The 21,109-nt window shown below is 73.8% G+C and carries 25 protein-coding genes; 5 read left to right on the forward strand and 20 right to left on the reverse strand.

What is annotated here, in order from left to right; all coding sequences use genetic code 11:
• Window positions 1-64: 64 nt before the first annotated feature.
• The 3 genes from QSK00_RS04470 to QSK00_RS30380 form a co-directional block, all read right to left on the reverse strand.
• On the reverse strand, window positions 65-1,369 hold the full coding sequence (locus QSK00_RS04470) for an MFS transporter (RefSeq protein WP_285588024.1): 1,305 nt from the start codon (window positions 1,367-1,369) through the stop codon (window positions 65-67).
• Window positions 1,366-1,815 (reverse strand): cupin domain-containing protein, encoded by a 450-nt coding sequence (locus tag QSK00_RS04475; protein ID WP_285588026.1) that lies wholly within the window; start codon window positions 1,813-1,815, stop codon window positions 1,366-1,368. Before QSK00_RS04475 ends, QSK00_RS04470 begins: the two co-directional genes overlap by 4 nt.
• A gap of 76 nt (window positions 1,816-1,891) precedes the next feature.
• A complete protein-coding gene (locus QSK00_RS30380) occupies window positions 1,892-1,963 on the reverse strand; it encodes a putative leader peptide (protein WP_352231105.1) in 72 nt (23 codons plus the stop codon).
• 277 nt (window positions 1,964-2,240) lie between these two features.
• On the opposite strand from QSK00_RS30380, the gene QSK00_RS04480 reads away from it, so the two are divergent.
• A complete protein-coding gene (locus tag QSK00_RS04480; RefSeq protein WP_285588027.1) occupies window positions 2,241-2,729 on the forward strand; it encodes a beta-class carbonic anhydrase in 489 nt (162 codons plus the stop codon).
• A gap of 242 nt (window positions 2,730-2,971) precedes the next feature.
• Here the strand turns inward: QSK00_RS04480 and QSK00_RS04485 are convergent, their stop codons facing one another.
• The 6 genes from QSK00_RS04485 to QSK00_RS30385 form a co-directional block, all read right to left on the reverse strand.
• The gene (locus QSK00_RS04485) at window positions 2,972-4,249 is read right to left on the reverse strand and encodes a sulfate adenylyltransferase subunit 1 (protein WP_285588029.1); all 1,278 of its coding nucleotides are present in this window, start codon (window positions 4,247-4,249) and stop codon (window positions 2,972-2,974) included.
• 34 nt (window positions 4,250-4,283) lie between these two features.
• Complete coding sequence (gene cysD, locus QSK00_RS04490; RefSeq protein WP_285588032.1) at window positions 4,284-5,204, reverse strand: sulfate adenylyltransferase subunit CysD; 921 nt, start codon at window positions 5,202-5,204, stop codon at window positions 4,284-4,286.
• Complete coding sequence (locus QSK00_RS04495; protein WP_285588033.1) at window positions 5,201-5,920, reverse strand: phosphoadenylyl-sulfate reductase; 720 nt, start codon at window positions 5,918-5,920, stop codon at window positions 5,201-5,203. The genes cysD and QSK00_RS04495 overlap by 4 nt, the downstream gene beginning before the upstream one ends.
• Complete coding sequence (locus tag QSK00_RS04500; RefSeq protein ID WP_218890044.1) at window positions 5,917-6,045, reverse strand: Insertion element protein; 129 nt, start codon at window positions 6,043-6,045, stop codon at window positions 5,917-5,919. The genes QSK00_RS04495 and QSK00_RS04500 overlap by 4 nt, the downstream gene beginning before the upstream one ends.
• Complete coding sequence (locus QSK00_RS04505) at window positions 6,042-7,742, reverse strand: nitrite/sulfite reductase (protein ID WP_285589492.1); 1,701 nt, start codon at window positions 7,740-7,742, stop codon at window positions 6,042-6,044. The genes QSK00_RS04500 and QSK00_RS04505 overlap by 4 nt, the downstream gene beginning before the upstream one ends.
• Before the next feature lie 183 nt (window positions 7,743-7,925).
• The gene (locus tag QSK00_RS30385) at window positions 7,926-8,249 is read right to left on the reverse strand and encodes a putative leader peptide (RefSeq protein WP_352231086.1); all 324 of its coding nucleotides are present in this window, start codon (window positions 8,247-8,249) and stop codon (window positions 7,926-7,928) included.
• Between QSK00_RS30385 and hemW the strand changes: the two genes are divergently transcribed.
• Both hemW and QSK00_RS04515 read left to right on the forward strand, forming a co-directional pair.
• Complete coding sequence (gene hemW, locus QSK00_RS04510) at window positions 8,136-9,380, forward strand: radical SAM family heme chaperone HemW (protein ID WP_285588038.1); 1,245 nt, start codon at window positions 8,136-8,138, stop codon at window positions 9,378-9,380. The two genes, QSK00_RS30385 and hemW, sit on opposite strands and share 114 nt — an antisense overlap.
• Window positions 9,380-10,237 carry an alpha/beta fold hydrolase gene (locus QSK00_RS04515; protein ID WP_285588040.1) on the forward strand — a complete coding sequence of 286 codons (858 nt, stop codon included), beginning with the start codon at window positions 9,380-9,382 and terminating at the stop codon, window positions 10,235-10,237. The genes hemW and QSK00_RS04515 overlap by 1 nt, the downstream gene beginning before the upstream one ends.
• Before the next feature lie 52 nt (window positions 10,238-10,289).
• Here the strand turns inward: QSK00_RS04515 and QSK00_RS04520 are convergent, their stop codons facing one another.
• Window positions 10,290-11,234 (reverse strand): NADP-dependent oxidoreductase, encoded by a 945-nt coding sequence (locus QSK00_RS04520; RefSeq protein WP_285588042.1) that lies wholly within the window; start codon window positions 11,232-11,234, stop codon window positions 10,290-10,292.
• Between the two features lie 72 nt (window positions 11,235-11,306).
• Here QSK00_RS04520 and QSK00_RS04525 point away from each other — a divergent pair, with 72 nt between their 5' ends.
• The gene (locus QSK00_RS04525) at window positions 11,307-12,173 is read left to right on the forward strand and encodes a LysR family transcriptional regulator (RefSeq protein WP_285588044.1); all 867 of its coding nucleotides are present in this window, start codon (window positions 11,307-11,309) and stop codon (window positions 12,171-12,173) included.
• Window positions 12,174-12,330: 157 nt separating this feature from the next.
• On the opposite strand, the gene QSK00_RS04530 is transcribed toward QSK00_RS04525, so the two are convergent.
• From QSK00_RS04530 to QSK00_RS04560, 7 genes are all read right to left on the reverse strand, one after another.
• Window positions 12,331-12,636, reverse strand: a complete 306-nt coding sequence (locus QSK00_RS04530; RefSeq protein ID WP_285588046.1) for a hypothetical protein — start codon at window positions 12,634-12,636, stop codon at window positions 12,331-12,333.
• A gap of 109 nt (window positions 12,637-12,745) precedes the next feature.
• Window positions 12,746-13,888, reverse strand: a complete 1,143-nt coding sequence (locus QSK00_RS04535) for a WXG100-like domain-containing protein (protein ID WP_285588048.1) — start codon at window positions 13,886-13,888, stop codon at window positions 12,746-12,748.
• Window positions 13,888-14,238 (reverse strand): hypothetical protein, encoded by a 351-nt coding sequence (locus QSK00_RS04540; protein WP_285588050.1) that lies wholly within the window; start codon window positions 14,236-14,238, stop codon window positions 13,888-13,890. The genes QSK00_RS04535 and QSK00_RS04540 overlap by 1 nt, the downstream gene beginning before the upstream one ends.
• Before the next feature lie 43 nt (window positions 14,239-14,281).
• On the reverse strand, window positions 14,282-14,923 hold the full coding sequence (locus QSK00_RS04545) for a hypothetical protein (protein WP_285588052.1): 642 nt from the start codon (window positions 14,921-14,923) through the stop codon (window positions 14,282-14,284).
• 23 nt (window positions 14,924-14,946) lie between these two features.
• Entirely contained in the window at window positions 14,947-15,780 is an 834-nt protein-coding gene (locus tag QSK00_RS04550; RefSeq protein ID WP_285588053.1) for an EamA family transporter, read from the reverse strand.
• A 201-nt stretch (window positions 15,781-15,981) separates the two neighbouring features.
• Window positions 15,982-16,155: a hypothetical protein gene (locus tag QSK00_RS04555; protein ID WP_285588054.1), complete on the reverse strand. Its 174-nt coding sequence runs from the start codon at window positions 16,153-16,155 to the stop codon at window positions 15,982-15,984.
• Between the two features lie 9 nt (window positions 16,156-16,164).
• Window positions 16,165-17,013, reverse strand: coding sequence for a HemK2/MTQ2 family protein methyltransferase (locus QSK00_RS04560; protein WP_285588055.1), 849 nt, complete (start codon window positions 17,011-17,013; stop codon window positions 16,165-16,167).
• 246 nt (window positions 17,014-17,259) lie between these two features.
• Between QSK00_RS04560 and QSK00_RS04565 the strand changes: the two genes are divergently transcribed.
• Window positions 17,260-18,264: an iron-containing redox enzyme family protein gene (locus tag QSK00_RS04565; protein ID WP_285588056.1), complete on the forward strand. Its 1,005-nt coding sequence runs from the start codon at window positions 17,260-17,262 to the stop codon at window positions 18,262-18,264.
• On the opposite strand, the gene QSK00_RS04570 is transcribed toward QSK00_RS04565, so the two are convergent.
• The 3 genes from QSK00_RS04570 to QSK00_RS04580 all read right to left on the reverse strand — a co-directional run bounded on the left by QSK00_RS04570 (window position 18,210) and on the right by QSK00_RS04580 (window position 21,107).
• The gene (locus QSK00_RS04570; protein WP_285588057.1) at window positions 18,210-18,455 is read right to left on the reverse strand and encodes a CDGSH iron-sulfur domain-containing protein; all 246 of its coding nucleotides are present in this window, start codon (window positions 18,453-18,455) and stop codon (window positions 18,210-18,212) included. The genes QSK00_RS04565 and QSK00_RS04570 overlap by 55 nt on opposite strands.
• A 79-nt stretch (window positions 18,456-18,534) precedes the next feature.
• Window positions 18,535-20,325, reverse strand: coding sequence for an acyclic terpene utilization AtuA family protein (locus tag QSK00_RS04575; protein WP_285588058.1), 1,791 nt, complete (start codon window positions 20,323-20,325; stop codon window positions 18,535-18,537).
• Window positions 20,322-21,107 (reverse strand): TIGR03084 family metal-binding protein, encoded by a 786-nt coding sequence (locus QSK00_RS04580; RefSeq protein WP_285588059.1) that lies wholly within the window; start codon window positions 21,105-21,107, stop codon window positions 20,322-20,324. Before QSK00_RS04580 ends, QSK00_RS04575 begins: the two co-directional genes overlap by 4 nt.
• Between the last annotated feature and the right edge of the window lie 2 nt (window positions 21,108-21,109).

Consider the following 21,109-nt stretch of genomic DNA (forward strand, 5'->3'; position numbering starts at 1 on the left):
TGCCAGGTCGCTGCTCCGTCCGCGAGGGGAGGAAATGGTCGCTCTATCGGCACGGGGGTTCCCCTCACGCGGTGACCGATCCTTCCCGACGACGGGTCGGGTCGGGTGCCAGCAGCGCCGCGGCCGTCGTCAGGACCGCGAGTCCGGCGTAGGCGAGCACGATCCACCACGGTCGCCCGTCGCCCGCGATGAGCAGCGAGGCCGCCACGAGCGGGGCGAACCCGCCGGAGAGCACCGAGCCGATCTGGTAGCCGAGCGAGGCGCCGCTGTAGCGCACGCGGACGTCGAACATCTCGGCGAACCAGGCGGCCTGCGGGCCGTACATCGAGTCGTGCACGACGTTGATCGCCAGCACCGCCGCGAGCACGATCAGCACGGTCGACCCGGTGTCGACGGCGAGGAAGAACAGGGCCAGCGCGGCCGTGCCGCCGATCGAGCCGAGCAGGTACGGACGTCGCCGCCCGATCCGGTCGGACAGGATCGCCCACAGCGGCGTCGTCGCGAGCCCGATCGCCGACACCACGACGACGGCGGTGAGCCCGGCCGACGACGAGCGCCCCAGCTTCTGCGTCACGTACGTCAGGCCGTACGTGGTGATCAGGGTGTAGAGCCCGATCTGGGAGAGCCGCAGACCCGTCGTCAGGAGCACCTCCCGCGGCGCGGTGCGCAGCACCTCGACGATCGGCAGGCGGGCGACCCGGCGCTCCTCGCGCAGGGCGACGAACTCCGGGGCGTCCTCCAGCCGCAGCCGGATCACGAGGCCGACCGCCACGAGGAGGGCGCTCGCCAGGAAGGGGATGCGCCAGCCCCAGGAGAGGAAGGCCTCGTCGGACGTGAGTGCCTGCACCAGGAACAGCGAGCCCGTCGCGAGCAGCATCCCGGCGGGCGAGCCGATCTGGGTGAAGCTGCCGTACCAGCCGCGTCGCTCGGGCGGGGCGTGCTCGGTGGACAGGACGGCGGCGCCGCCCCACTCCGCGCCGACCGCGAAGCCCTGCACGAGCCGGAGCACGACGAGCAACGTCGGGGCCAGGGCGCCGATGCTCGCGTACCCGGGCAGGAGCCCGATCAGGGTCGTGGCCCCGCCCATGGCGACGAGCGCGCCGACCAGCACGCTCTTGCGCCCGACCCGGTCGCCCAGGTGCCTGGCGACGATCGCGCCGATCGGCCGGGCGCCGAAGCCCGCCGCGTAGGTCGCGAAGGCGGCGAGCGTGCCCGCCGTCGGGCTGACCGACGGGAAGAACAGCGTGTTGAACACGAGCGCCGTGGCCGTCGCGTAGAGGTAGAAGTCGTACCACTCGATGGCGGTGCCGACCGCGCTCGCGAGGGCGACCCGGCGTGGTGTCGTGGGTCGCTCGACGGTGGCGGTCACGAGCCGTCGAGCGGGGTCAGCGCGGGCAGGTTGACCACGATGGCCTCCTGCGTCGTCCGCGAGATCACGACGACGGCCGGCGTGTCCGGGTCGAGGTTCTCCTCGCGGTGGGGCACCCACGGCGGCACGTAGACGTAGTCGCCGGGCTCGGTCTGCAGGACGACCTCGCCGGTCCCGTCGTGGAAGACGAACCGCGGGCGGCCGGAGACGACGTAGATCGAGGTCTCGGACTCGCCGTGGTGGTGGTCGGACGACGCCGTGTCGGGCGCGACGTGGGTCTCGCCGGTCCACAGCGTGGAGGAGCCCACCGACTTGCCGCTGATCGCCTCGAGGCGACGCATCCCGCCGGACTGGGCGGTGTCACCGGTGAGCTCGGACGAGCGGACCAGGTGCACGCGGGTGTGCGGGGGACGGTCGGGGAGGTCGGGGTGGAAGGCATCGGACACGGCAGGACTCCAGACGCGAGCGGGTGGGGACGTCACTCGACGACGCCCGCGACGGGCGGCGTGGGGGAGGCGCGTGCTAGCGACAGAGCGCGGACGCGGTGCGGACCAGGTCGATGTGCTCGCGCGAGGTGAGCTCCTGGCCGGACATGGTCGCGGACGCTAGGAGGCGGACCGTCGAATCTCAACCGCGGGCGGTCCGGGTCACGTGCGTTCTTGCGCCGTTCGCCGCAGGTGCGATCGAATGATGCGCATGTGCGCAGGTGGACTCCGGGCCTTCGGGCTCACGGCCTTCTGGCCGAGCCGCCGCGTCCAGGAGTTCGACCAGTGGTGTCGCCGGGCCGCGTGAGCGCGCCTCCGCTCCCCGCGTGCCTCCGCGGCCGGTCCGTGCCGTCCCCTGGTCGAACCCCTCCGAGAGGAACCCTGCCGTGTCGGTCACCGACGACTACCTGAAGAACAACGAGACCTACGTCGCGAACTTCCCCGGCGAGCTGCCGCTGCCGCCTGCCCGCAGGACGGCCGTCGTCGCCTGCATGGACGCCCGCGTGAACCCCTACGGCGCGCTGGGGCTGAAGGAGGGCGACTCGCACGTCATCCGCAACGCCGGCGGGATCGTCGCCGACGACACCGTCCGCTCGCTCGCGATCTCGCAGCACCTGCTCGGGACCGAGGAGATCATCCTCATCCACCACACCGACTGCGGGATGGTGACCTTCACCGACGAGCAGTTCGCCGACATCCTCGAGAAGGAGACGGGGGAGCGCCCGTCGTGGACCGCGAACGCCTTCCCCGACGCCGAGCAGGACGTCCGCGACTCGATCAAGCGGATCACCGACAGCCCGTTCATCAAGAACAAGGACTCGGTGCGCGGCTTCGTGATCGACGTGGCGACGGGGAAGCTGAACGAGGTGCAGTGACCGCCTCTCCGCGTTGAGCGAAGGGCCCTCCCCGTCGAGTAGATCGGCCGAAGGGGCCCTTCGCTCGTTCCCGACGGCGGGTCGGTTGTGCGTTCGCGAGTGTGACCTGAGGCATCGCGCCAGGCGTCCCGCCGTGCCTGGTGTAGGCCTCGCGCGTGGAGCCGGGCGGCCCCGACACGAGCGAAGGGCCCCTTCGGTCGATCTATCCGACCGAAAGGGCCCTTCACTCAACGACAGGAGGACTACGCGTCCACCGGCGTCGTCACCAACGGCCGCCCGACGAGCCCGGCCGCGAGCGTGTCGCCCGCCTGCGGGTCGATGACCAGGAACGAGCCCGTGGCCGCGACCGTGTCGTAGTCGTCGAGCGGCAGCGGCTCGGCGACCGTGATGGCGACGTGGCCGATGTCGTTGATCTCGAGCGTGCCCGGGTCGGCGTCGAGGGCCAGGGTCTGGATGTCCAGGCGGTCCTCGACGGCGGTGATCATGGCCTGCACCGTGTGCGTCCCGTGCTTGACCAGCAGGCGACGCCCGGGCGTGAGCGGCTTCTCGTGCAGCCACGCCAACGTCGCGGTGAACTCCGTGACCGGCTCCGGCGCCGACGACGTGGCCACGAGCACGGCACCGCGGGCGATGCCGAGGTCGTCCGCGAGGCGCAGCACGACACTGTCGCCGGCCGACGCGGAGGAGAGCGACGACGTGTACCGGTCGATGCCCTCGACGGTGGTCCGCTGCCCGTCCGGCAGCACCACCACGGAGTCGCCGACCGACACCGAGCCCGCCGCGACGAGGCCAGCGTAGCCGCGATAGTCCGGGTACTCGGCCGAGCGCGGCCGGATCACGGTCTGCACGGGGAAGCGGAACGGCGCGGTGTCGTCCGGGCCGTCGACCGGGACCGACTCGAGGTGGTCGAGCAGCGTCGGGCCGTCGTACCAGGGAGTCCGCTCGGACTCCAGCACCACGTTGTCGCCCTTCTTGGCCGACACCGGGATCGTCACGACGGCGTCCTCGCTGTAGCCCAGGGCCGTGGTGTGGTCGCGGAACTCCTTGGCGATCGTCAGGTAGGTCGCCTCGTCGTAGTCCACGAGGTCGATCTTGTTGACGGCGAGCACCAGGCGCGGCACCCGCAGCAGCGCCATGACGGCGGCGTGGCGACGGGTCTGCTCGACCACGCCGTGCCGCGCGTCGACCAGCAGCACCGCGAGCTGCGCGGTGGACGCGCCGGTCACGGTGTTGCGGGTGTACTGCACGTGGCCGGGGGTGTCGGCCAGCACGAAGGACCGCGTCGGCGTCGCGAAGTAGCGGTACGCCACGTCGATCGTGATGCCCTGCTCCCGCTCCGAGCGCAGGCCGTCGACCAGCAGCGACAGGTCGGGCTCGCCGTCGGCGCTCTTCGACGCCCGCTCCACGGCCTCGAGCTGGTCGGCCAGCACCGACTTGGTGTCGTAGAGCAGCCGACCGACGAGCGTGGACTTGCCGTCGTCGACCGAGCCCGCCGTCGCGAGCCGCAGGAGATCGGTCATCGGGTCCAGCTCCGCTCCGCTGCGTGTCCCGCCATCAGAAGTAGCCTTCCTTCTTGCGATCTTCCATGGCCGCCTCGGAGAGCCGGTCGTCGGCGCGCGTGGCGCCGCGCTCGGTCAGCCGCGACTCGCGGACCTCGGCGAGCACCTCGTCGAGCGTCGTGGCCGCCGACTCGACCGCTCCGGTGCAGGAGCCGTCGCCGACGGTCCGGTAGCGGACGGTCTTCGTGATGACCTCTTCGCCGTCGCGCGGACCGCCCCACGGACCCGACGTCAGCCACATCCCGTCGCGGGCGAACACGTCGCGGGTGTGCGCGTAGTAGATCGTCGGCAGGTCGATCTCCTCGCGCTGGATGTAGCGCCAGACGTCGAGCTCGGTCCAGTTCGACAGCGGGAACACGCGCACGTGCTCGCCCGGCTTGTGGCGCCCGTTGTAGAGGTTCCACAGCTCCGGCCGCTGGCGACTCGGCTCCCACGCGCCGAAGGCGGTGCGCAGCGAGAAGATGCGCTCCTTCGCCCGGGCCCGCTCCTCGTCGCGGCGACCGCCGCCGAACACCGCGTCGTGGCGGTGGTCGGCGATCGCGTCGAGCAGCGGCGTGGTCTGCAGCGGGTTGCGGGTGCCGTCGGCGCGCTCGGACAGACGCCCGTCGTCGATGTAGTCCTGGACGCTGGCCACTTCGAGGGTCAGCCCGTACCGCTCGACGACGGCGTCGCGGAAGGCGATGACCTCGTCGAAGTTGTGCCCGGTGTCGACGTGCAGCACCGGGAACGGGATGGGCGCCGGCCAGAACGCCTTGTGCGCGAGGTGAACCAGCAGCATCGAGTCCTTGCCGCCGGAGAAGAGGATCACGGGGCGGTCGAACTCGCCGGCGACCTCACGCATGACGTGGATCGCCTCGGACTCGAGGACGTCGAGCTGGTCGGTGGCCGCGGACAGCGGCGTGATGTCGACGCTCATCCGTGCAACCCGCATTCGGTCTTGGTGAAGCCCGCCCAGCGGCCGCTGCGCGGGTCGGCGCCGGGCGCCGGCTTGGCCGTGCAGGGCTGACAGCCGATCGACGGGTAGCCCTCGCCGACCAACGGGTTGACCAGCACCGCGTGCTCGGCGATGTAGGCGTCCATCTGCTCGTCGGACCAGTGCGCGATCGGGTTGACCTTCGCCAGCCCGTGCCGCTCGTCCCACGTGACCAGCGGGGTGTTCGCGCGGGTCGGGGCCTCGACGCGACGCACGCCGGTCACCCAGGCGTCGTAGCGCGCGAGGGTCTCCTTGAGCGGCACGACCTTGCGCATCTCGCAGCAGGCGCCCGGGTCGGTCGCGAAGAGGTTCTTCCCGAACTCGGCGTCCTGCTCGGCGACCGTCCGCTGCGGGTGCGCCTCGACGATGTTCACCCCGTAGACGTGGGCGACCGCGTCGCGGGTCCCGAGGGTCTCGGCGAAGTGGTAGCCGGTCTCGAGGAACAGCACGTCGACGCCGGGGCGCGCCTCGGCGCCGAGCTTCACCAGCACCGCGTCCTGCATGTTCGACGCGACGATCAGCCGGTCGCCGTAGGTCTCGGCGGCCCACGCCAGGATCTGCCGGGTGAGCTCGACGTGGTCGGTCGTGCCCTCCAGCGCGGCGAAGTGCTCACCGGCGGCCAGGGCGTCGGCCCGGGTCCGGTCCTCGATGCTGGTCATGCGGCCACTCCCGTGACGACGAAGGTGCTGCGGCAGTCGGCGCACTCCCAGGCGTTCTCGGGGGTCTCCCGGGGGCGCAGGTCCTGCTCGCCGCAGTAGGGGCAGTACTGGATCGCCAACCTCACTGGAGTCGGCCTTCTTCCGCCCGGAGCGCCCACTGGGCGAAGCGCTCGCCGTCGTGGCGCTCGGAGACGAACGCCCGGACCAGCCGCTCCACGTACGGCCCGAGGTCGGCGGAGAGGACCTTGTGGCCGCGCAGCTTGCGCCCGAAACCGGAGTCGAGGCCCAGCCCGCCCCCGAGGTGCACCTGGAAGCCCGCGGCGGGGTTGCCGTCCGCGTCGTTGACGATCTGGCCCTTGAGTCCGATGTCGGCGACCTGGATCCGCGCGCACGAGTTCGGGCAGCCGTTGAGATGGATCGAGATCGGGGTCTCGAGCTCCCCGGCGACGTCCGCGCACAGCTGCTCGAGCTCGGTGACGAGGTCACCCGCCCGGTTCTTCGTGTCGACGAACGCGAGCTTGCAGAACTCGAGCCCGGTGCAGGCCATCGTCGAGCGGCGGAAGACGCTCGGCCGCGCGGGCAGCCCGAGGTGGTCCAGCGCCGTCGTCAGGGTCTCGACCTGCTCGGACGGCACGTCCAGGACCAGGATCTTCTGGTACGGCGTGAGCCGGACGCGGGTCGATCCGACGTCCTCGGCGGCCTTCGCGACGCCGACCAGCGTGGAGCCGGAGGTGCGGCCGGCGGGCGGCGCGACGCCGACGTACTTGCGGCCGTCGGTCTGGTCGTGCACGCCGACGTGGTCGATCGTGCCGGCGATCGCCTCGGGGGCCGGGCCGTCGATCAGCTTCCGGTGCAGGTACTCGTCCTCCATGACCTGCCGGAACTTCTCGGCGCCCCAGTCGGCGATGAGGAACTTGATGCGGGCGCGGGTGCGCAGCCGCCGGTAGCCGTAGTCGCGGAAGACCTGGACGACGGCGTGCCAGACGTCCGGGACCTCCTCCAGCGGCACCCAGGCGCCCAGCCGCACCGCGAGCTTCGGGTTGGTCGAGAGCCCGCCGCCGACGTGCAGGTCGAAGCCCGGGCCGTGCTCGGGGTGGTCGACCCCGACGAAGCTGACGTCGTTGACCTCGTGCGCCACGTCCTGCTGGCCCGAGATCGCCGTCTTGAACTTGCGGGGCAGGTTCGACAACGAGCGGTCGCCGATGTACCGCGCGACGATCTCGGTGATCGCCGGCGTGCCGTCGATGATCTCGTCGGCGCTGATCCCGGCGACGGGGGAGCCGAGGACCACGCGCGGGCAGTCACCGCAGGCCTCCGTCGTCGTGAGCCCCACGCCCTCGAGGCGGCGCCAGATCTCCGGGACGTCCTCGACGCGGATCCAGTGCAGCTGGATGTTCTCGCGGTCGGTGACGTCGGCGGTGTCCCGCGCGAAGGTCTGGGAGATCTCGCCGATGACGCGCAGCTGCTCGGTGGTCAGCGCCCCGCCGTCGACCCGGACGCGCAGCATGAAGTACGAGGCGTCGAGCTCCTCCTCCTCCACGTGACCGGTGTCGGTCCCGGGGAAGCCCTCGGCGCGCTGGGTGTAGAGGCCCATCCAGCGGAAGCGCCCGCGCAGGTCGGCCGGGTCGATCGAGTCGAAGCCGCGGTGGGCGTAGATGTTCTCGATCCGCGCCCGCACGTTCAGCGGGTTGTCGTCCTTCTTGGACTGCTCGTTCTTGTTCAGCGGCTCGCGGTAGCCCAGCTTCCACTGGCCCTCGGCCTTGCCCTTGCGGGCGCGCTTGGGAGCCGGCGTGACCGGCTTGTCCTCGACGTCACCACGCATGCCGACGGAGGTCGTCTCGGCGTACGACTGCTCGGGAGTCGTGGCACCTTCGCTGGACGGGGCGCTGGTCATCGGTGGTGCGTCCTCACAGACGCAGGCGCGCGTGTTCCCGACGGCGGGTCGCGCGCGCCTGCTGACGATCGTGGTGGTGGGGTGCCCGTCGAGGGCGTCAGCGGCGGTGCCTCAGCACGCCGGGCAGAGTGCGCTGGAGACACGCGCGAGGTCGACATGACGTCGACCGACGAGCATCGGGTCCAGTGCACGCACGGGGACGAGCGTGCCACGTCGTTGCGCGTGATTCCACCGGCGGCCGCTGTGGGGTCCCCCTCGTGGCAGGAAAGCGTCGTTGCTTGCACCCAGTGGCAGGAAGGCCACATCGTCGGCACGCGCACAATGGACGGCGTGCCCTCCGTGCCCCCCGGCGGTGAACCCGCCCCGGCCGACGGCTCGCTCCCGCCCGACGCGCTCACCGGGCTGGGGACGCGCCCGTTCGGCGTCTACGTCCACGTGCCCTTCTGCGCGACCCGCTGCGGGTACTGCGACTTCAACACCTACACCGCCTCCGACCTGGGCCTGACCAGCACGGACGACCCCGCCTCGCCCGCCAGCTGGCTCGAGGGCCTCCGTCGGGAACTCGACCTCGCCACCCGCGTGCTCGGCTCGCCCCCGCCCGCCGACACGGTCTTCCTCGGCGGCGGCACGCCGTCGCTGCTCGGGGCGGAGGGGCTCACAGCCGTCCTCGACGCGATCCGGTCGACGTTCGGCCTCGCGCCCGGCGCCGAGGTGACCACCGAGGCCAACCCCGAGTCGACCGACCCCGCGCTGCTCGCCGCGATCGCCGACGCCGGGTACACGCGGCTCTCGCTCGGGATGCAGTCCGACGTCGACCACGTCCTCGCCGTGCTCGACCGTCGCCACACCCCGGGCGCGGCGGTCTCGGTCGCCCGCACCGCGCTCGACGCGGGTCTGCGCCACGTCAACCTCGACCTCATCTACGGCACGCCCACCGAGACCGACGACGACCTCCGCCGCTCGCTCGACGCCGTCCTCGCCTCCGGCGCCGACCACGTCTCGGCCTACTCGCTCATCGTCGAGGACGGCACCGCCCTGGCCCGCCGGGTCGCCCGCGGCGAGCTCCCGATGCCCGACGACGACGTCCTCGCCGACCGCTACGAGATCGTCGACGACGTCCTCGCCGCGCACGGGTTCGGTTGGTACGAGGTGTCGAACTGGGCGCGCAGCCTCGAAGGACGCTGCCGGCACAACCTCGGCTACTGGTCCGGCGGCGACTGGTGGGGCGCCGGCCCGGGCGCGCACTCCCACGTCGGCGGCGTCCGCTGGTGGAACGTCCGCCACCCCGCCCGCTACTCCAAGCAGCTGGCCGCGGGGGAGTCGCCCGCCGAGGCGCGCGAGCTGCTCACCCCGGCCGACCGGCACGTCGAGCAGGTCCTCCTCGCGCTGCGCACGGTCGAGGGCCTCCCGGAGCGGGTTCTCGACGACGACGGCCGCACGGCCGCCGAGCAGGCGGTCCGCGACGGCCTGCTCGACGACGGGTCCTGGGCCCGCGGGCAGGCGGTGCTCACCCGGCACGGTCGGCTGCTCGCCGACGGGGTCGCGATCGCCCTGACGGGAGCCTGATGACGCTGCCCGACCCGCTCCGCATCGCGCTCCCGGACGTCACGCTGTCCGTGTACGACGTCGGGTCCGGCCCGGCGGTGCTGCTCCTGCACGGCTTCCCCGACCGGGCGACGCTCTGGCGCGCGCAGATCGAGCGCCTCGTCGACGCCGGGTACCGCGTGCTCGCGCCCGACCTGCGCGGGTTCGGCGACAGCGACCGTCCCGACGACGTCGCGGCCTACCGCATCCGCCACTCCGTGGCCGACGTGGTGGCCCTGCTGCGCGAGCGCGGGGTGGACGAGATCGTCGTGGTCGGCCACGACTACGGCGCGGCCGTCGGCTGGGCGCTCGCGATGTCCTCGGACGTGGTGCGCGGGTACGTGGCGCTGTCGGTCGGACACCCCAACGCCTTCCGCGCTGCGGGCCTCCCGCAGCGCGGCCTGTCCTGGTACATGCTCTGGTTCCTCCACCCCGGTGTGGCCGAGACGGTGCTGCCCGCGGACGACTGGGCCTTCCTCCGCCGCTGGGCCCACCCCGGCACCGAGGACGACGAGCTGGTCCGCACCCAGATCGACGACCTCGCCCGTCCGGGCGCCCTCTCCGCGGGCCTGTCCTGGTACCGCGCCAACGTCGACCCGCGGACCTTCGCCGACGAGCACCCGGTGGATCTGCCGCCGATCACGTGTCCGGTGCTCGGCCTGATCGGGGCGGAGGACGTCGCGCTGACCGAGGCGCAGATGGCCGGGTCCGCCCCGTACGTCACCGGCGGCTTCGACTGCGTGACGCTGCCGGGCGCGGGCCACTGGCTCCCGGCCCGGCACGCGGACGCCGTGACTGAGCACCTGCTGGCGTTCCTCGACCGCCTCCCCACCCGGTGAGCGAACGGCACTCTCGCGCACGTAGATGCTGCGAGCGTGCCGCTCGTGCAGCTCAGGGGGCCAGCAGCAGCTTCCCGCCGGCCTGCATGGAGCGGCTGCGCCGGACCGCGTCGGCGAACTCCGCCAGCGGGTAGGTCCCGGCGATCGGCACGTCGACGACGCCACGTGCCGCAAGCGCGGCCACCTCCGGGAGCGCGTCGTTGCGCAGCGCACCTCCGCTGTTCCGGACGCCGAGCGTCGCGGCCTCCGCGGGCCGCGCGACCGTGAGCACGCGGTCGGGGTCGCCGGTGATCGCCACGAGGGCGGGCAGCACGCCGTCGGGCTCCGGGGGCGCCTCCGGTGGGGTCCAGGCGACGGGCGCGCTGTCGAACGCGCGGTCCACCGGTCCGCCCGCGAGGTCCCGCACCCGCTCGACCATGCCCTCGCCGTAGCCCGTCACCTGCGCCCCCGAGGCCCGCAACGAGTCGGCGTTCCGCGGTCCGGCCGTGGCGATCACCCGCACTCCACGGTGCAGGGCCAGCTGGGCGGCCATCCGTCCGATCACCGAGCCCGCGCCGTGGACCAGCAGCGACTCGCCCGGCGCGATCCCGAGCAGGTCCACGCACCGCGTCGCCGTCTCGGCCGCCATCGGCAGGGCCGCCGCGTGGGGGAGGTCCAGCCCGTCGGGGACCGCGGTCCACGTCGTCAGGACCGCGAGCTCCGCCGCGCCGGCCGACGCGGTGTCGAAGGGGACGGGGCCGAGCACGAGCCGACCGAGCTCGTCGTCGGGAACGCTCTCGCCGACCTCGTCGACGGTGCCGGACACCTCCAGCCCGATCCCGCGCGGCAGCCCTTCGGCCCCGACGAGGCCCTCGCACAGGGCCCAGTCGGCGGGATTGAGCCCGCACGCCGCGACGCGCACCCGGACCTGCCCCGCACCCGGGTGCGGCTCGTCGACGTCGTGCAGGGCCAGGACCTTCTCCGCCTCGCCGAGGCCGTCGTACTGCAGTGCTCGCATGGCTCCGACGCTAGGAACCGGGTGACGACGGCGTCCAAGACCTGTTCGGCCTGAGGGGCATACCGTGGCGGTATGACCGAGCTGGACCTGCGGCTGCTGCAGTACTTCACGGTGGTGGCGCGGCGCGGCAACGTCGGCCGTGCGGCGGTGGAGCTGCGGGTGGCGCAGCCGTCGCTGTCCCGGCAGATGCAGCGGCTGGAGGCGCAGGTCGGGGCCCGCCTGCTCGACCGCTCGGCCCGGGGGAGCGCGCTGACCGCGGCGGGGAAGGTCCTGCTCTCCCACGCCGAGGAGCTGCTGCGGGCGGCCGAGCGGGCCGTCGCCGAGGCGCGCGCGACGACGGAACCGGACCGGCTCGTCGTCGGGCACACGGGCAACCTCGTGATCACGCCCGTCGTCCGGGAGCTGCGGCGGCGGCGCCCGGACGCCGACCTCCGGACCGTCGCGGTGACCGGCCCCGTCCCGGACGCCCTGCTCACCGGACGTGTCGACGCCGTGATCGCGCGGCTCCCGCTGCCCGAGGACGGGCTGTGTCTCGACCGGCTGTACGACGAGCCCCGGGCGCTCGTCGTGCCCGTCGACCACCGGCTGGCGGACCGCCCCTCGGTGGAGCTGGCCGACTTCGCCGACGAGCCGCTCGCCCGGTACGGCGACCCGACGGTGGACGCCTGGTGGCGGGTCGACCCACGCCCCGACGGCTCGCGCGCGCCGGACGGCCCGTTCGTCGAGGCGTTCGCGAGCAAGTACGAGCTGGTGGCGGGCGGCGAGGCGCTGGTGGTGCTGCCGCGGAGCCCGGCGAGCACCGGGTTCCGCGACGACCTCGTGGCCGTCCCGATCACCGACATCCCGCCGACGCCCGTCGTCCTCGCGACCCGGTCCGGCCCTCCCTCCCCGTTGCTCGCCGAGGCGCGGGCGCTCGCCCGGGAGCTGCTCGCCCGCTGACGGCACGCGGATGCTGCTGATGCCGGCCGGCCCGCGCGTCTCCGGCCCGAAGCGTGGTCGTTCATCCGGGTCGCGGCGACTCGGATGGTCGGGCGGGAATCGGAGCACCCGGCTGCGAGCGTCGTCGGTCTCGAGTCCGAAGCGTGACGGAGACCGGTCAGCCCGCGGGACCGAGCGCCCCGGCGTCGCCCTCGCGGTAGGCCGCCGCCGTACCCCGCAGGGCTCCGCCCAACGACGACAGCCCGGCCGCCTCCCGGGCGATCGCGTCGATGCCCTCGGCGGCCTTCGGGTCGTACCGCGCCGCGAACGTGCGGCCCTGCTCGTCGTCACCCGCGACGTCCCCGAGCTGCCCGAGGGTCGAGCGCAGCGTCGCGGCCGCGTCCGCCGCGATCTGGCCGGCCTCGTCGAACCGCGTCGCGGCCGCGTCGAGGTCCTCGGGCCGGGTGCCGAATGCGCCAGTCACGACGCCGAGCGTAGGAAGCCTGCCCCGGCCGGGGGGCCCATTTCGACGAAGTGGCCTTTCCTGCCACTGGATGACAGCAACGACGCTTTCCTGCCACGGAAGGTGCGCGTCACGGCCAGAAGATGCTCCCCTCGTCGAACACGAACCGGATCGAGGACGGCAGCTCCAGCCCCTCGGCCTTCGCCCGGAGCACGGCGGCGAGCAGGCCCTTCCCGGCCTCGTCGACGTCGAGCGCGATCATGCGGCCGTCGACGACGAGGTCGCCCCCGCCCTGCCGGGCGAGCCGGCCGCTGCCCTCCAGCACCGCCGCCTCCACCGCGGACGCCGACGACACCTCCGGCACCGTCAACCGGGTGACACTGCCCCGATCGCCCGCCCCGATCCGCACGAGGGCGGCCCCGTCGGTGCGCGCGTGCACGCTGCGGCCCTCCGACCCGAGCAGCTGCGCGGTGTGCGCCTGCTCCGGTGGGAACGCCGCCCCCGGCGACTCGTGCACCCCCGGGCGGAACAGCGGACCGAGCGCACCCCGGGAGGCCGGGTCGAGCGCGGCCGAGATGCGGCCGTCGAGGGCACCCAGGTCGTCCTGGACCGTGCGCACGGCGCCGCCGCCCACCCCACGGGCGATCCCGCCGAGCACGCCCCCGAACGCGCCACCCGTGACGGCGGCGCCAGCGGCCTCGTCGAGCGAGTACCCGCCGCGCCCGAACGCCTCGACGCGCAGGGGTTGGGCGACGGCGAGGTCGACCACCGCCGCCTCGACCGCCCCGAACACGGCCCCGACCAGCACAGCGCCGAGGATCGCGGCCGCCGTCGCCGAGAGCTCGACCCCGATCGCGGCCGCGGCGGCCACGAGCCCGGCGCTCACGGCCCCGGCCGCCGCGGCCGACGTCCCGAACGTCAGCCAGGCGAGCCCCACCCCGGCGACGATCGTCGCGCCCGCCGTCACGGCCAGCTCCGTGACCCGACGTCGCGCGTCCTCGACCGCCTCGGCGAAGCGGGTCAGGGCGGTCCCGAGCGCCCGCGCGCCGGCCGCGTCCGCCCGTAGCGCCGCCTCGTGCGCGGCCCACGCCGCGGTGAACCGGTCGGCGGCCTCGCCCGACCAGGAACTGCGCGCCTGCGCCGCTCCCGAGCGCCCGACCTCGAGCGCCCGGTCGAGGTCGGCGGCCGCCCGGTCCCACGCGGCGGCCGCGCCCCGGAGCCGCTCGGGGTCCGCCGCGGGCCACCACAGCCCGACCTCCTCGACGACGTCCATCACGCCGCCCGGGCGGTGACGATCTCGCCGTGCGCGGCCGTGATCACGACGACCACCGGCCCGGTCAGCGTCCAGGTCTCGCTGCGCTCGTCGTGGACCGACGCCGTCGGGTCGGCGAGCGTCCGGGCGATCGCGTCGAGGGACACGGTGCTCCAGTCGATGCGGCGGAACCCGTAGTAGCGGCTCCCGCAGAGCAGCGCCGAGGTCTCCTCCCCGCGCGCGAACACCCGCACCACCTGGTCCTCGGGGGTGGACGGCCCGCAGATCGCGGGCGGCTCGGCGAGCGCCGAGGGAGCGGCCACGAGCACGGCGACCAGGGCGAGCACGGCGACGACGCACGAACGGAACACGGCTGACCTCCACGGCACGAGGGCCGTGTCGATCACGGCCCCTCTACCCGCTCGGACTGCCGCCGGCCGCGATCGGTTCCACCGGAATCCCCGTCCCCGCCACGAGCGTCGTGATCCGCACCCAGGACGGTGCGGTCGGGGTCGACCCGAAGCCGAACCGCACCGCCGGCGACACCGGCCGCAGCGGGCCCTGGTCGACCCCGTCGAACGTCGTGGTGGCGGAGACGATCCGCCGGAGGTCCTGCGCGCCGTAGTACTCGGTGCGCCCTCCGCCCGCGCTGCCCACCGTCCGCACGCCCGGCAGCACGCGCCGGGCGACCGCGTCGATCGTCGCGATCCACCACGGGGCGGTCGCGAGGCGCCACGGCACGCTGCGCAGCAGTACCCCGAGCGCGGACCGGCCGCCGAGCGTGAAGCGGGACGTGAGCGGACCCGCCGTCAGGAAGAAGTCCGGGCCGAGCGAACGCAGGTCGACCGGGACGTACCGGACCTCGTCGAACGTGTAGGTCGCGGCGACGAACTCCGCGACCGCCGCCGACGGGGCGAGCAGCAGCCGGTGCCCGTCGGGGCGTTCGACCATGACGTCGGTGAAGGTCCCGAGCGGCGACGAGGGCCAGTGCCCGATGACGTAGCGCAGCCCGGCCGTCGTGCCCAGTCCACCGATCCAGCCGTCGAAGCGTTCCACCGGCGCGGGGTGCCCGACCCGGCCTACAGATCCACCAGCACGATCCCGACCACGACGACGGCGGCCGCGACCGTGCGCCGCCACCCGAACCGCTCGCCGAGGAAGAGCGTGCCGATCACCGCTCCGATGACGATCGAGGTCTCGCGCAGCGCCGCCACGGCCGCCGTCGCGCCGCTGGTCTGTGCCACCAGCACGAGCCCGTACGCCGCCAGCGACACCAGGCCGCCGACGAACCCGACCGTGAGCGAGGACCACGGGACCCGCAGCAGCCCGCGACCTCGCCGGACCACGGCGAGCACCGGCATCACCGGCCCCTGCACGAGGAACATCCACGCCGCGTAGACCGGGACCGGGGTCGTGGCGACCGCACCCGCGTCGACCAGCGTGTAGCCGGCGATGAAGAGCCCGGTCGCGACGGCGGCCCCGAGGCCGGGCAGCGCGGCCCGGGTCAGCCGCCCGCCGTCGAGCGCCAGGGACAGCAGCCCGAGGGAGATGACGGCGACGCCGAGCAGCTGCCACCAGGGCAGTCCGCCGCCGAACAGCACCTCGTAGAGCGCGACGATCCACGGCGCCGTCCCGCGGGCGACGGGGTAGACCTGGCTGAACTCGCCGAGCTGGTAGCTCGCCCACAGCAGCAGCGTGTAGCCCACGTGCATGGCGGCCGAGGCGAGCACGGACGGCCAGGCGTGGGCGGGCGGTGGGCCGAGGACGAGCGCCGCGCCACCGCCGACGACGACGTAGGACAGCCCGATCAGGGCGAAGCCGACGAGGCGGTCGGCGACCCCGTGTGCGATCGCGTTCCACGTGGCGTGCAGGACGGCGGCGAGCAGGGTGATGGTGATGACGGCGGCGGACACCGGCGGCTCCTGGGGCGTCGGCCCGCACACCGGGTGCGGGCACGTCGAACTGGAGCCCTCGGGGTTTCTCTCCCGTCAGGTGTCGGCCGTGGGCCGTGGCGCCGCTCGGTCCAGACCCCGGGTCGCCCTGGTTGTGGGTCAGGGAGGCGGGCGTCGGGCGGAACCCTAGGCGCAAGCAGGCGACACCCTACGCCCGTGCGGCTAGCGGACGAGCCCGCCGAAGGTCATGTACTTGTGGCCTCGGGACGCCAGGCTCACCATCACGCCGCCGAGCACCGCGAGGACGGCGCCGACGGCGGCCTCGTGCAGGACGAACGAGGTCAGGGACCCGGCCAGGACGGCGATGATCAGGACGTCCCGGAGCCAGCGCAGCACGGGCCGACGTTAACGCTCCTGGACGGCGGGAACGGGTCCGCTCACCCGGACGAGATCGGTCGTGTCCTCCACGCTCCCGCGAGCCGCCGCCACGAGCGGGCGGCGGGCCCGCACGACGACGAGCTCCTCCGTGCGCTGACCCGGCTCGATCAGCCCGCGCTGCTCCAACCACGCGGCGCGGGCGGTGAACACCGGCCCGAACGGGTGCTCGCAGCGGGCGGCGACGTCGGCGTCGAGGCCGTGCGCGGCCAGCTTCTCCAGCGTCGTCCCGACCCCGTTGATCGCCGAGTGCACCAGCAGCAGGCAGCCGCCGGGCGCGAGGACGCGCGGCGCGGAGTCGATGACGCGGTCGATCACGGTGCGCCCGTCGGGCCCGCCGTCGAACGCGCGCATGGCGCCGCGGGTCGGCAGCGAGGCGTCGGCCGCGGGGACGTACGGCGGGTTCGAGACGACGAGGTCGTACCGCTTCCCGACGACGGGTGCGGTGAGGTCGCCGCGGTGCAGCCGGACCCGACGGCCCAGCCGCCGCGCGTTGGCCCAGGCACTGACCAGTGCGCGCCGCGACACGTCGACGGCCGTGACGTCGGTCCCGGGCACACCCGCCGCGACCAGCGACAACGCCCCAGCCCCGGCGCAGAGCTCGAGCACCCGCCGTCGGGTGGGCGACGCGGCGAGCAGCTCGCGCGCCAGCACGTCGGCGAGCAGCCAGGTGTCGCGCTGGGCCGGGTAGACGCCCGGGCCGCGCAGCACCGGCAGGTGCGGGCGCGACCCGTCGGCGGCGGGCAGCGGGACGATGACGTCGGGGACGAGCGGCTCGGGGGCGGTGGTGGTGCGCGGGGTCGGCACGGAGATCGACATACGCATGCTCCTCGGCGGTCACGGAGGGAGGGCGCGGACGCGGGGGCCGACCGGGGGAGACCGGTGGCCGGGCGTCCCCGGAGCGCAGCTGCGTACTCAACCGGCGGGGACGGAGGTGGGTCCGTGTTACCCGCTGATTACGCGCGCTGATCGTCCTCTTCGCTGTGATGCACACGCCGCGTGCACCAGGCCCGCCTTCGGGTAGCCGGAGCGCTCGATCCCCCGCACTCGTCGTCGAGGAGACCCGTGACCGACGTCCTGACCACTCCGGTGGCCCGCGCCGACGCCCTGCCGTCGTCCCGCGGCCCCGTCTCGTCCGCCGTCCTCGAGGTCCTCGCCGGCCGCCGCTCCGCGGAGGACCTGCCGTCGGACCCGGGCCTCGACCCCTACGGCGAGGACCTGCAGCTCGCGCTCTACGTCCTCTACGAGCTGCACTACCACGGGTTCGCCGACGTCGACCCCGAGCTCGAGTGGGAGCCCGAGCTGCTGCGGCTGCGCCGGTCGCTGGAGCGGACGTTCCTCGCCGCGCTGCAGGCCGAGGTGCCCGCCGGCGACGACGTGGACGCCGAGGTCGAGGCGCTGCTCGTCGAGCAGGCCGACGGCGACGGCCCCTCGTGGCGCCTCGCCCGGGACGGTCAGCTCTGGCAGCTGCGCGAGTACGTCGTGCACCGCTCGATCTACCACCTCAAGGAGGCCGACCCGCAGGCCTGGGTGATCCCGCGGATCGACGGGCAGGCCAAGGCGTCGCTGGTGACCGTCGAGCACGACGAGTTCGGTGGCGGCCGCGCCGAGCACGTCCACGCGAAGGTCTTCGCCGACATGATGGGCGAGCTCGGCCTCGACCCCCGCTACCACGGCTACCTCGACGCGGTGCCCGCCGAGGCGCTCGCGCCGGTCAACCTGATGTCGTTCTGCGGGCTGCACCGCCGCTGGCGCGGGGCGTCGGTCGGGCAGTTCGCGCTGATCGAGGTGACGTCCTCGCCGGGGTCGGCCCGCCTGGTGAAGGCGATGCAGCGGCTCGGCACCTCCGAGGCGGCCACCGCCTTCTACGCCGAGCACGTCGAGGCGGACGCGGTCCACGAGCAGCTCGTCCGGCGCGGCCTGCTGGCCGACCTCGTGGCGCGCTCGCCGGAGCTGGCGCCCGACGTCGTCTTCGGGATGCGCGCGCTGACGCTGCTCGAGGACCGCCTCGGCGATCACCTCATGCGGTCCTGGGACTCCGGGTCGTCCTCGTTGCGCACCCTGGTCTGACGGACCTTGCGCCGGTGGCTGGTGTCGCAGAACGGGAAGCGCTTGCTGCGCCGGCAGGTGCACACGGCGACCACCGGCCGGTCGGAGCGCACGATCTCGCCGTCGGGGGTCTCCAGCTCGACCGGGCCCTCGACCAGCATCGGGCCGCCGTCGGTGAGCGTGACGCGGGGGACGCGATCGGGAAGCGACATGGCGTGCGACTACCCGAGCCCCTCCCACCGTCAAGCGTGAGGGGAACCCTCGGGCCACAAGAGCGCTCGAATCCTCCCCTCACGTCCCGAGCAGGGCCTCCGGGACGTCGACGAGCCGGCTGCGCAGGTACTCGCCGAGACCCTTCGCCTGCGGGTCGGGACGGGTGGACGACGCGACGCCGTCGCCGAGGATGCCGTGCACCACGACGTTGACCGCCCGCAGGTTCGGCAGGGGGTGGACCTCGATCGCCAGGTCGGCGACCTCCGGCCCGAGCAGCTCCCGGACCCGGTCCGCCGTCAGGAAACCCTGCAGCCACGCGTGCGCGGCGTCCGCGCGGGCCCAGACCCCGATGTTCGCATCGCCGCCCTTGTCGCCCGACCGGGCGCCGACGACGGTGCCGAGGGGGACGCGGTGGGTCGGGCCCTCCTCCTGTGGCAGGAAAGCGTCGTTGCTGTCACCGGCTGACAGCAACGACGCTTTCCTGCCATCGGAGGTGGGCGGATCCGCCACGACCCGCCGCTCCCCGTCCGGCAGCACGACGGTGTGCGTGACGGCGGAGCGCGGCACGGCGGCCGGGCGGTAGACGCCGAAGGCCGACTCGGCGCTCGGCGGGGTCGTCGTGTGGAACCCGGCGTAGCCACCGAGCGCGAGCTCCATCGTCGCGTTGGAGAAGGACCGCCCGACGACGCGCGGGTCGGGGTCCTTCACCGTGACGCGCAGGTGGGCGGTGGCCTCGGCGTTCGACGCGGCGTCGGGGTGGTCGAAGCGGAGCAGCCGGACGTCGACCTCCGCGAACCGGTCGCGGCCGCCGAGCACCTCGAACAGCAGTTGCTCGGCGAACGCCGCCTTGGCCTCGATGTCCAGCCCGGTCAGTACCAACGTCATCGCGTTCCGGTAGCCGCCGGCGTCGTTGAGGGCGACCTTCAACGTCGGCGGCGGCGCCGACCCGCGCACCCCGGAGATCCGCACGCGGTGCTCGTCGTCCTGCGTGAGCGTGATCGTGTCGAAGTGCGTGGTGCAGTCCGGACCGAGGTAGGCGGGCGCGGCGATCTCGTAGAGCAGCTGCGCGGTGACGGTGCCGACCGACACCAGCCCGCCCGTCCCGGGGTGCTTCGTGATCACCGACGAGCCGTCCGCGTCGACCTCGGCGATCGGGAACCCCGGGTAGCGGCGGTCGGTGACCTCGGCGAGGAACGAGTAGTTGCCACCGGTCGCCTGGGGGCCGCACTCGATGACGTGCCCGGCGACGACGGCACCGGCCAGCGCGTCGAGGTCCTCGCGCGACCAGCCGTGCCACCACGCCGCCGGCCCGACGACGAGCGACGCGTCCGTGACCCGCCCGGTCACGACGACGTCGGCTCCCGCCTCCAGCGCCTCCGCGATGCCCCAGCCGCCCAGGTAGGCGTTGGCGGAGACGGGCTTCCCGACGACGGCGGGTTCGATCGCCTCCAGCGATCCCCGCAGGTCGTCACCCTCCACGTACGCGACGCGCGCGCCCGTGCCGAGGTCCTCGATCGCCGCCGCCAGCCCGGCCGGGTTGAGGCCGCCCGCGTTGGAGACGACCTTGATCCCGCGCGCGACGCAGTCGGCGAGCACGTCGCGCATCTGGGTCAGGAACGTCTTCGCGTACCCGGCGTCGGGGTCCTTGGCCTGGGCCTTCGCGAGGATGAGCATCGTCAGCTCGGCGAGGTAGTCCCCGCAGAGCACGTCGACGGGCCCACCGTCGAGCATCTCCCGGGCGGCGTTCAGGCGGTCGCCGTAGAAGCCGGAGATGTTGCCGATCCGCACCGGTCGTCCGCTGTGAGGGGAGGATTCGAGCGCTCTGGTGGCACGAGGGTTCCCCTCACGCGGGGTGGTGGGGGTGCTCATCGTGGCTTCCTCCCCGTGCCGGCCTCGCCCGCGAACGCCTGCCCGATGCGGGCCCACTCGGTGGCGGCCGGGCCTTCGACGGTCAGGGCCAGGTCGTCCCGGTGCCGCCGCTGGGTGATCAGCAGGGCGAAGTCCTCGGCCGGCCCGCTGATGCGGTCGGGCGCGTCCTCCGGTCCCCACGTCCACGTCGACCCGTCGGGCGCGGTGAGCTCGACCCGGATCGGGACGTCGGGCATCTCCAGCCCGTGCGCGGCGTAGCTGAACGGCCGGGCGCCGACGCCGATGTGGGCCACGTGCCGGATCCGGTCCGAGGGCGCGTGGGTGACGTCGACCGTGTCGTAGACGTCCTGTGCGTGCGCCCAGGTCTCCATGATCCGGGCCGTCAACGAGGACGCGGCGCTCATGGCGGGCCCGAACCACGGCACCCGCGTCTTCGGGTCCAGCTCCCGGAACGCGGTGATCAGGCGCGCCCGCGCCTCGTCGAACCACGCGAGCATCTCCGCTCCGGACAGCGACCGGAACCGCTCGACGAACGTGTCCGGGCTGACCCCGCCCTCGGCGTCCATCGCGGCCTTCTCCGCGGCGAACGCGTCGGGGTCGGTGGCCGAGCGCAGCGCGACGTCGTCGAAGTAGGCGAGGTGCGAGACCTGGTCGGCGATCGTCCAGCCCTCCGCGGGGGTCTCCGCGCGCCACTGGTCCTCGGTCAGCGCCGCCAGCACGGCCCGCAGCTCGGCGGACTCGGCCGCGAGGTCGTCGGCGAGCGCGTCCATCGACACCGGCATCG

Source organism: Actinomycetospora sp. NBRC 106378 (assembly GCF_030269685.1).
Classification (GTDB): Bacteria; Actinomycetota; Actinomycetes; order Mycobacteriales; family Pseudonocardiaceae; genus Actinomycetospora.